The organism is Microscilla marina ATCC 23134 (genome assembly GCF_000169175.1).
Lineage (GTDB): Bacteria > Bacteroidota > Bacteroidia > Cytophagales > Microscillaceae > Microscilla > Microscilla marina.
Genome location: NZ_AAWS01000058.1, coordinates 47943 through 57212, shown reverse-complemented (window position 1 = coordinate 57212; position 9270 = coordinate 47943). Strand labels below are relative to the sequence as shown.

At 42.3% G+C, this 9270-nt stretch carries 6 protein-coding genes; all 6 read right to left on the bottom strand.

The window, feature by feature from the left end; translation table 11 throughout:
- Nucleotides 1–424: 424 nt before the first annotated feature.
- Nucleotides 425–2653 (bottom strand): DUF5916 domain-containing protein, encoded by a 2229-nt coding sequence (locus M23134_RS32120; protein ID WP_002703889.1) that lies wholly within the window; start codon nucleotides 2651–2653, stop codon nucleotides 425–427.
- A gap of 783 nt (nucleotides 2654–3436) precedes the next feature.
- Nucleotides 3437–4453 carry an MvdD family ATP-grasp ribosomal peptide maturase gene (locus tag M23134_RS32115; protein WP_002703881.1) on the bottom strand — a complete coding sequence of 339 codons (1017 nt, stop codon included), beginning with the start codon at nucleotides 4451–4453 and terminating at the stop codon, nucleotides 3437–3439.
- The gene (locus tag M23134_RS32110; protein ID WP_002703880.1) at nucleotides 4450–5442 is read right to left on the bottom strand and encodes an MvdC family ATP-grasp ribosomal peptide maturase; all 993 of its coding nucleotides are present in this window, start codon (nucleotides 5440–5442) and stop codon (nucleotides 4450–4452) included. The genes M23134_RS32115 and M23134_RS32110 overlap by 4 nt, the downstream gene beginning before the upstream one ends.
- Nucleotides 5443–5609: 167 nt before the next feature.
- Nucleotides 5610–5816: a microviridin/marinostatin family tricyclic proteinase inhibitor gene (locus tag M23134_RS32105; RefSeq protein ID WP_002703879.1), complete on the bottom strand. Its 207-nt coding sequence runs from the start codon at nucleotides 5814–5816 to the stop codon at nucleotides 5610–5612.
- A 383-nt stretch (nucleotides 5817–6199) separates the two neighbouring features.
- Nucleotides 6200–6370 (bottom strand): microviridin/marinostatin family tricyclic proteinase inhibitor, encoded by a 171-nt coding sequence (locus M23134_RS40185; protein WP_002703878.1) that lies wholly within the window; start codon nucleotides 6368–6370, stop codon nucleotides 6200–6202.
- A 733-nt stretch (nucleotides 6371–7103) separates the two neighbouring features.
- Complete coding sequence (locus M23134_RS32100; protein WP_002703877.1) at nucleotides 7104–9083, bottom strand: WG repeat-containing protein; 1980 nt, start codon at nucleotides 9081–9083, stop codon at nucleotides 7104–7106.
- Nucleotides 9084–9270: the final 187 nt, after the last annotated feature.

The window sequence follows — 9270 nt, the reverse complement described above, 5'->3', positions numbered from 1 at the left end:
AACATTGCTGACTATGGACTATCGACTAAATTACGAACCGACCAAAGGGAGCATGGGCGCGATGCGACTACGGTCTACCGACTCCCAACTCCGGACTAAATTACGAATTGTTCAATTACGAACCGACCAAAGGGAGCGTTGCTTTAGCTAATGGGCGCGATGCAACTACGGTCTACCGACTCCTAACTATTCAACATATTTGTCATATATGCAAAATTGATAAAAACAATATTACTGACCATTGACTTTTAACTACTATTTTTATAAGTTACTGAAAATCAACGTAATAGAAAAGTGTAGTTACCTGTGAACCGAATCTACAGCAATTTGCTGTGATGAGCTCAACGCAGTTAAACAGGGTGTAACTTGCGACTTGTCGCTTGAAGCTTGCCCCCTGTCGGGGCTATCGGCTACCGACTCTTCACTAAAGATTCAACCAATAGCTCAGTTTAATGACCAGCGCCCGATTTTTCACCTTAAAAGCCTCGGCAAAATAGTTGTCGGTATATACAATAAACAAGTCGGACATGGGGCGGAAACGCCACTGAAAGCGACTGTTGATATTGAAATTGTCGGCTTGAGTATTGTACTGCAAAAAAGTTGTCCAAAACATCGTGTTAGAAAAAGAAATTTCTATAGTAGGGCTCACCAGGGTAAGGTTTGCTGTGCCATAACTACCAGGCAATTCTATATAGTTTTGGCTTACATTTACCCTAAAATTGCCCCAAGGCTGCGCCCTGAAATTAATCCCCCCTCCATAAGACAAACGGGTGCCATTATAAAAAGTGCCATATTGCACAAAAGTGCCCACCGAAAATGGCTGACGGCTGTCTGAGTTATATTCTGCCCTGCCCCAGTTATAGGCATAAAATGTGGCGGGTAAATATTCATCTCCACCAATCAGGTCGAGGTCAAAAGGCAATTGCACTTCGCTGTAGCGGGCGCTTAGGCTTAAGTTGCTGCTATTGGTAAAGTTGAGGTCATAGTTAAACCCCATGCTGCGTTCTTGAAACTGCCCCGTTACGTCGTTATTGTATAACACATGCCAATGGTTAAAGCGGTGGTTGTTGATGACTCCTCCCTTAGAAAAAACAGTATAACTGCCCCACACTGCCCAGCGGGTAAACCCAATATTTACAGTTCGGTCGTTTACTACATCGTAGTTTTGCAAACGAGGCGTAAAACCCAACTCGGCAATGAAGTTTTCCTGAAATTGTTCATAAGACACCCCTGCGTTGAACTTGCGGTTACGGTATTCGGCAAAGCCTCCATACGTAAGGCTTCGATCCAGGTGGTCGGGCGTAAAAGACTTAAAGCCCCTTAAGTTTCCGCGCAGGTCACCGTTATTAGACAAATACCTGAACTCCATTCCGGCTACCCGGTTAAAATCATTGGCAAGCATATTGGTACCATCAAACGCCTGTCGGTTTACCAAGATGGCGTTGATGCTGGAACGCCCCCAAATCTGCTGTTGTACAGTGGCCACAAACTGGTTTTGTCCCAACGAGTCGGCTTCGTTGTTGCCTTGGGTCTGAACGTCTAAAATGCCCACCCGCATAGATTTGGTAATATTGCCCGATAAGCGTGCGCCTGCCAAAATGGGCACAGGTTCGCCATTTTTGAGCCCTACTTTGCGCGAAAAAAACGGTTGCGCCCGTCCTGAACCAAAGTTGGCAAATAAGTCTCGGTTTTCTAAAAAGAAATTGCGCCTTTCGGGAAAAAACAGCGAAAAACGGCTCAAATTGGTTACTTGTTGGTCTACGTCTACCTGCGAAAAGTCAGGGTTAATGGTGAGGTCCAGGTTGAGGTTAGACGTAATGGCTATTTTGGCGTCCAGCCCGGCATTGCCTCTTCTTTCCAGCCCACTGGTTTCCTCAAAGTTTTCTGACAGTCCTCCTATCATATAAGGAATCAACACTACATTGCCTTTGACCTTTTTTGGGGGTGAGTCCCAACGCAAAGCCCCCGTGTAGCCCAAGTCGGTACCATCGTAAGGAATAGGCACGTGCGCCCAGGTAGAGTAAGCGTTGCGCTGCATGTCGTTTCTTATAAAGTTGATCCCCCACTTGTCAATGGTTTCGCTGTAGCGCAATGACTTAAAAGGAATGGCCATTTCTACCACCCAGCGATCGTGGTGTAGTTTTACCCTAGAGTACCACTTGGCGTCCCATTCCATAGAGTTTTGCCCACCCACGGTCAATCCCTCCATTTGGGCACCTCCGGCGTTTACCCCAAACAAAAAACCGTTGCTGTGCTGGTTCATAGGGTCCATTAATATAGCAAAGCCATCGCTGTTCCAATGTCCTGCGTCTCGCCTAAGCGTCTGAATCACTGGTTTTTTGTCAATAAAGCATACTGCACTGATATACAAAAAATGATCGTCGTATAATAATCGTACTTCGGTTTGGGCTTCAGCCTGCCCTTTGTCGGTAGGCCACTTTCGGAGAAAATTGCGGGCAGCATGGGTAGATTTCCAGGCTTCTTCGTTGATGTTGCCGTCGATTTTTATCTTGGCAGCAGTTCTTACAATGTTTACCTTATAGGTTTGTTGGTTTCGGGTAGGGTTGGGTTTGGCATAAGAGGTGAGAGAACAGGCAAAAAGCCAACAGACCAGCAGGCAAAGCCTCTGATAGTTTGATAGTTGTTTTTTCATGGGTATTGGTTTATGGTACCTTTATCGGGCGGTTATTATGATGATAAATAACGGGATAGCTGTTTAGACAAGACGTTAATGAGTTGTTAATAACCTGATTGGCAGACAGACAACCAGTTGTGCCCGATGAAAAACCACTTGAACAATGACTGGATACTTTGGTAGGTAAAATAGCTACTTTGGAGGATGTAAAAGGGGCATTGGTCGAGGATTACGAATCATTCAATTACGAATGGGCGCAAGGCTTATTAATTACGAATTGGTCAATTACGAACCGACCGGAGGGAGCTCTGCTTTAGCTAATTACGAATGGGCGCAAAGCGCTACTGACTAAATGACGAATGGGTTTGAAGTGACTATGGTCTACCAACTAAATGACGAATTTTCACTACGACCGACTGGAGAGCTCTGCGAAGCTAATTACGAATGGTCGCAAAGCGAGGCTAAAAACTATGGTCTACCAACTAAATGACGAATTTTTCAATTACGAACCGACTGGAAGGAGCTCTGCGAAGCTAATTACGAATGGTCGCAAAGCGAGGCTAAAAACTATGGTCTACCGACTACCGACTCTGGACTAAATTACGAATGGTCGCAAAGCGAGGCTAAAAACTATGGTCTACCGACTACCGACTCTGGACTAAATTACGAATGGCTTCGCCCAATTCGTAATTCGTAATTCTCAAATTCGTAATTCCTAATGGGACACATAAAAAAACGACAAACCACCAAGTGTTTTATCACTTGTGACTTGTCGCTTGTTGCCGATCGCCTATCGCAGGTTTAAGCCTCTGCCAACATTTGTATATTGTTAGTGCGGCGGGGAGCTTTGTCAAGCAGTACATTGGCCAATGCCTCCGAAATTTGCCTGTCAAACAATTTGTCTAACCAGAAAAACTCACCTGCGGGGTTCACCTCCAGAAAAACATAACGCTCATCGTGGGTAACAATCACGTCGGCAGCCCCATAGTTGAGCCCTAGCTCATCCATGAGCTTGAGTAGCTTGGCTTCTACCTCGGGTGGCAAGTTGTAAGGTTTCCAGGCGTTTTCCAACCCCACTCCGTCGCGTCTCCAGTCGGTTTTAGAAAGTTCAGACACACTGGAATCTACCGCTGCAGCAAACACCTGGTCGCCAACAATGGTAATACGAAGCTCGACCTTTTTGTCAACTTTTTCCTGAAAAGTCATTGGGCAAACATCCAACCCTTCCAGATCTTCGAGATGTTCCTCAGTAATTTCGTTGGTAAATACCACATTTTCGCGCCCTTCCTTGTCGTACACCGCAAACGAATGTTGCATTTTGGTAATCAAAGGAGCTTTTACACGGTGGTAAAACTCTTTGACCGCTTCGGCATCGTTGGTAAACAAAGTGCGGGGAATATCAAGCCCCAGTTCGGCGGCTATTTGTAGCTGTAGCTGTTTGTTTTCGGTATGTCTTACCTTGTGGTAAGGGTCCAGCGTAAATTTTTTCATACTGCCCAACATTCCGGCAAAAGTCTTTTTAGACTCTTCTACCGAAGCCATGTACAGCTGCTTGTTGATCTCTTGCGGAATCTCTTGTCCTATTCTAAGCCTGCGGTACCAAATCGCGTCAATGTCTTGGGCAAGGTCAAGGTCCATTTGTTCACCCTTGAGGCGCAAAGTTCTCTTGTTGCCCTCGTACCCAGCCGACATCATCAGTTGAGTAGGGTAAAGATCAGTGTCAAATCGGTAGGCTTTTCCTCCTTTAGCTTCTATAGCTTTGGTTACCAGTGCCACGCTCTCATTGTCGCCGCTCCAGCTAATAATTAATACATTCATGCGGTAGTAGTGTGTTGTTTAGTTTTTATCTGTTTATATAGTGTATGAGCAATTGCTTTAGAAATAGGCAAATCAAGGTCACGCTCCAGCATACCCCATTCGCCCAGTGGGTTTACCTCCAAAAATACATACTCATCATTGGGAGTATGAATAAGGTCTAAAGCCCCAAACGACAGGTGGAGTTCGTCCATAAAACTGACCAGTTTTGCCCGTACATCTGCTGGCAGGCTAAAGTGAGTCCACTCGGCTTCGTTAATTTCGCTACGGCGCCAATCGGTGCCTCCCTGGGCAGATTGGCTGGTATCAATGGCTCCGGTAAAAAACTCCCCTCCTACGTATACTACCCGTAACTCACAGGCTTTTTTGATTTCTTTCTGAAAAGTCATTGGACAATATTGCAGCGATTCAAACTCTTCTACATGCTCAGGGGTTACCTTGTAGGTGTTCATTTGCATAGCCGAACGCCCCATCCCATAATCAGTTTGGTCGTGCATTTTGGTAATAATGTCTTGCTTATTTTCATAAAAGCTCAACGCTTGTGCTGCCTCATTGGTAATCAGCGTGGCAGGCACCTGTAACCCGTGCTTTACGGCAAGTTTTAGTTGGTACAACTTATTAGACGCCCGCGAGATATGCTCTAATGGGTCTAACCACACCGCGTGGTCGAGCAACAAAAGCGAATTGCGTAAAACAGTTTGAGATTCGCCCAGGCAAATATTCCTAAAGTCACCTTGAATTTCTTTGTCCAGGCGAGGTTTCCATATTCGGCGCATCCACACCCCTTCTACCTCATCAGTGTCTATAGTGCCCTGGGGGGTTTCAATAAAAACCTTGGGAGTGCCTGCCTCTAGGTGAAAGTTCACTTTGATTTCTTCGGGATATAAATCAGTATTGATTCTGATGGGGTGGGTACCTATTGCTTCTAAAGCTTGCTGTACCCGGTCTATGGTAAAAAAATCACCACTGTGGGTCAATAACAATATCTTCATTCGGGGGGTTGCTTTATGAGAAAAACCGGATGGGTTAGGGAACAAAACAAATGTTGCACAAACTACTTGTCTAAAATATAAACAAGCAGTTTGTAAATAGCTAGACTTTTAGCTTTTAAGCCAACAGCTTAAAATCAAAAGCCTGTTATAATGAACAATGGCTGTGTCTACCATTCGTCACTGTCAGAAGGATACTTCATTGTAAAATCTTCGTCAGCGTCCGAAGGGTACTTCATAGTTTGTTCTATTTTGATCTTCTTCTTTTTGTCAGAAGCAGCAGCAGCACTTGCCCCTCCTTTGGTGTTGGTTAGTTTTTCGTCGGCAATTTGATTTTCTAAAAATTGAGCAAAAAATGGTTTTTTTACCTTTTTCATAAGATGAATAATGTTTTATAATAATTAAAAAATTAGGTACCTGATGTAGTAACTCGCCCAAAGCGAGCAGCTCCTACTCATTGCCACAAAGTTAAGCACTTTGTATAAAACAAATCGTCCTAATTTACCAACGGTAAGTTTTTAACCATCAACAGAGGAGATGAGTTTATAAAGGATTGGTTTTGCTATGAGCGTATGTTCAAGGGTGTATATTTTAAGCAACAAACATTCGCTTATGCTTTTGGGTTACCCCAAAAAACAGCTATTTTTTGCTCATTGTACCAACATCACACATACGCTCTTTTAGAGAGCACACAATTCAACAAAGCATTTTATTGAGTAATACACTATCGCTTGAGTGCTCTCTGATGATAGCTTACTCTCTAAAACTCATCATTGTCAGAAGGGTACTTCATAGTAACATACTCGTCACTGTCAGAAGGGTACTTTCTGGTCTGAATACAAGTTCCGCCTTTTGCGTTAGTCAAGCTTTCTTCTTTTACCTGGTTTTCTAAAAATTTGGCAAAAAATGGTTTTTTAACGTTCTTTTTCATGAGATTTATTATGTTGTAATTAGTTGAATAATAAGTACTTGTATGTGTGATATTAAAAGTCAAGGCATGCGCATGCTCGCTTTTTTATTATGTGTGCAATCTCTATGTTTTGAGATTATTCTCCAAAAATCTAAAGAATAATATTTGGTTTGCAGCTTTTTTTGATCTCAACTTATTTGAATAACAAGTAATTATATAATTTTTCAAAGAGTATCTCTTTAACTGTTACTCATTCAGCACTCCAGGAAAAGCTCTGACAAGAGTGCTTTTCCTGGAACGTTGTTCAAGGTGGTTTTTAAAAAACAGAGGACTTTTGCAAGTATTCAAAAAAAGCAAAACAATATTCTTTTCATGACCACAATGAATAATACAATCAACTGACTAATAACCATTTGACTTATTATGAACAACCATATAATTACTAACTGTCAGTTGGCTATACTAGAGAAAACCCGCCTATTAAAGTTAGTTTCCTGTGTAGGTTATTTTACCTTACTTGGGGTGCTGTAAATGGACTCTAAACTTGCTTTAAAAACATTTCTTTAAATTAAAAAATAGTACTAAATAAACATCAAAGCATCTAAAAAGCACTTTGTAGCAAGGTAGATATAAATTTGAAAAGAAAAGTAACTGCTGTAAAAGTCCTCAGGCAGTTTTTTTCATGAACAAACCCCTCCAAAGTAGCTCTACGCCACCCTGAAGGGGTTTATACACGTATCAATTGCCTCCATTTTTAATCACCTACTTTTGCCAGCCCCTCTCGAAACTTGCCAATACTGCCATATTTTGGAGCAACTACTATTTGGGTCTTTTTATTGATCAGTCCCCACCGCTTGCCTTTTTTTATTTGGGAAAGCCCTTCTCGAAACGGCTTGATCAAGTCTAGTTTAGTAGTCAGCATTGGCTTACCGTTGCGGTTATACACCATTACCTGTTTGTGTTGGTTGGCGTTGGTGGTAGTTACACAAAAGAACTCATCTTCTAAACTCTCCGAAAAGCCCCTGAACTTGTATTTGCCCCACGAAAACAACGCCTTGCCCTGCTCGTTTATTAAGGCAGTTTTACCTTCATTGTACAACACAAAAAAACCTTTTAAAAACCAATTGAGGTGTTGTAGTTTTGCTGTAAACAATAGCTGCCCCTGGGCATTGTACATACTTGTAGAGCCTTTGGTTTCTGCCTGCCAAAACACCTTCTCTTCGCTTTCATAAAAACGATATATACGCAAGTACTTTGTAGGAATCACCGTTTTGCCCTGCAAGTTCAACAACCCTTTTTTGTTGTTTTTTTCTATAGACAAAAGTAAGTTATTTCTTAATACTACCTTATCGGCTTGTATGGCAATGGGCAGCACTACTTTACCAGTAGAGTCAATCAAGCCCCACTTGCCTCCTTTTTTTACCACCGATAGTGAATAATTGAAGCGATTGGCTTTGTCATATATCAGAGGAATCACCACCTTGCCAGTAGTATCCATAAATCCGTATTTTTGATTTTTTTCTACCAATGCCAACCCTCTTTGAAAATACCCCAGGTAATCGTACTCCAGAGGAATGACCAATTGGCCTTTTGTGTTGATAAAGCCCCACTTGCCTTGTTTTTTTACCGACGCAAGCCCTTTATGAAAAACACTGACCTTATCATATACTATAGGCAGCATTACCTTTCCTGCTGTATCTACGATGCCCTTCTTGCCACCTTGTTTTACAATGAGCAAAGCCTTGCTGGCCAGCTGGATACTTTGGTACTTGAGCGGAAGCAACTGTTTGCCCTGCTGATTGACCAACTTCCACTGTTTGTCTTTTCTTACTATGATCAAATGCTTATTCAACACACTTACCCGGTCAGCCCCGATGGGTACCAATAACCCACCTTTTGTGGTAAACGCTCCCCACTTCACCCCTTGCTTTACCAAAATAAAATCGCTGTTGGCATAATAGTACAAGTATGTAAACTCTAGAGGAATAATTACTTTACTAGTACTATCTACCATTCCCCACTGACCGTTTTTCTTTACCTTGATATAGCCACGCTTGGCTGTACTCCTCACCTTGTCGAAAATGGGGTCGATCACCACTTTTCCCTGTTGGTTCACCAAGCCCCAGTAATCCCCCTTTTTTACCCTTGCTACTCCCTGGTAAAAGTCTGTGACCTTGTCAAACTCAATGGGTACGATCACTTTGCCATCTTGTCCAATGAGTCCCCACTTGTTGTTTATTTTTACCCGATAAAAACCCTCTTTGGCGTAGCTGTCTATATGGTCATATTTTGATTCAATCACAGTTTTACCTTCTTGATCAATAAACCCCCATTTGCCTTCCTCCTTTACCTTGGCACGCCCTCGCAAAAACCAGCCAACCTCTTCATACTGAAACTCAATCACTACTTTGCCTTTTTTATTAATAAACCCCCACTTGTCTTCTTTCTTTACTCTTGCCAATCCATTAGAAAAAGGGCGGGCATCTTCGTACCTAAACCTGATCACTACTTTGCCTTTTTTATTAATAAACCCCCACTTTTTTCTTTTTTGTACTGCTATGAGCCCCTCCGAACAATCGCGGGCATTGCTATATTTAAGAGAAATCACCACTTTGCCAGCGCGGTTGATAAACCCATACTTTTGGGAGGGCTGCTCTTTTTTGGGAACAGGTAGCTGTGCATGTGCCAATAGTTGCCCAAAGCAAAGCAGCAATAATAGATTAAGGTATTTCATAAAAGTGTTTCTTTTTTTATTTAGTGATCTGGAAAAAATAAGATGTGCCAATTTAAGAAAATATATTGTTCTCAGACGATTCAAAAAAAACGGTGCATAGCCAAAGCTATGAGGCTTTTTTTTTGAGAAGAATGAGGGCAATAGATACACTTTAATGGCTCAAATTATTTATGAAAGATCACTTAAA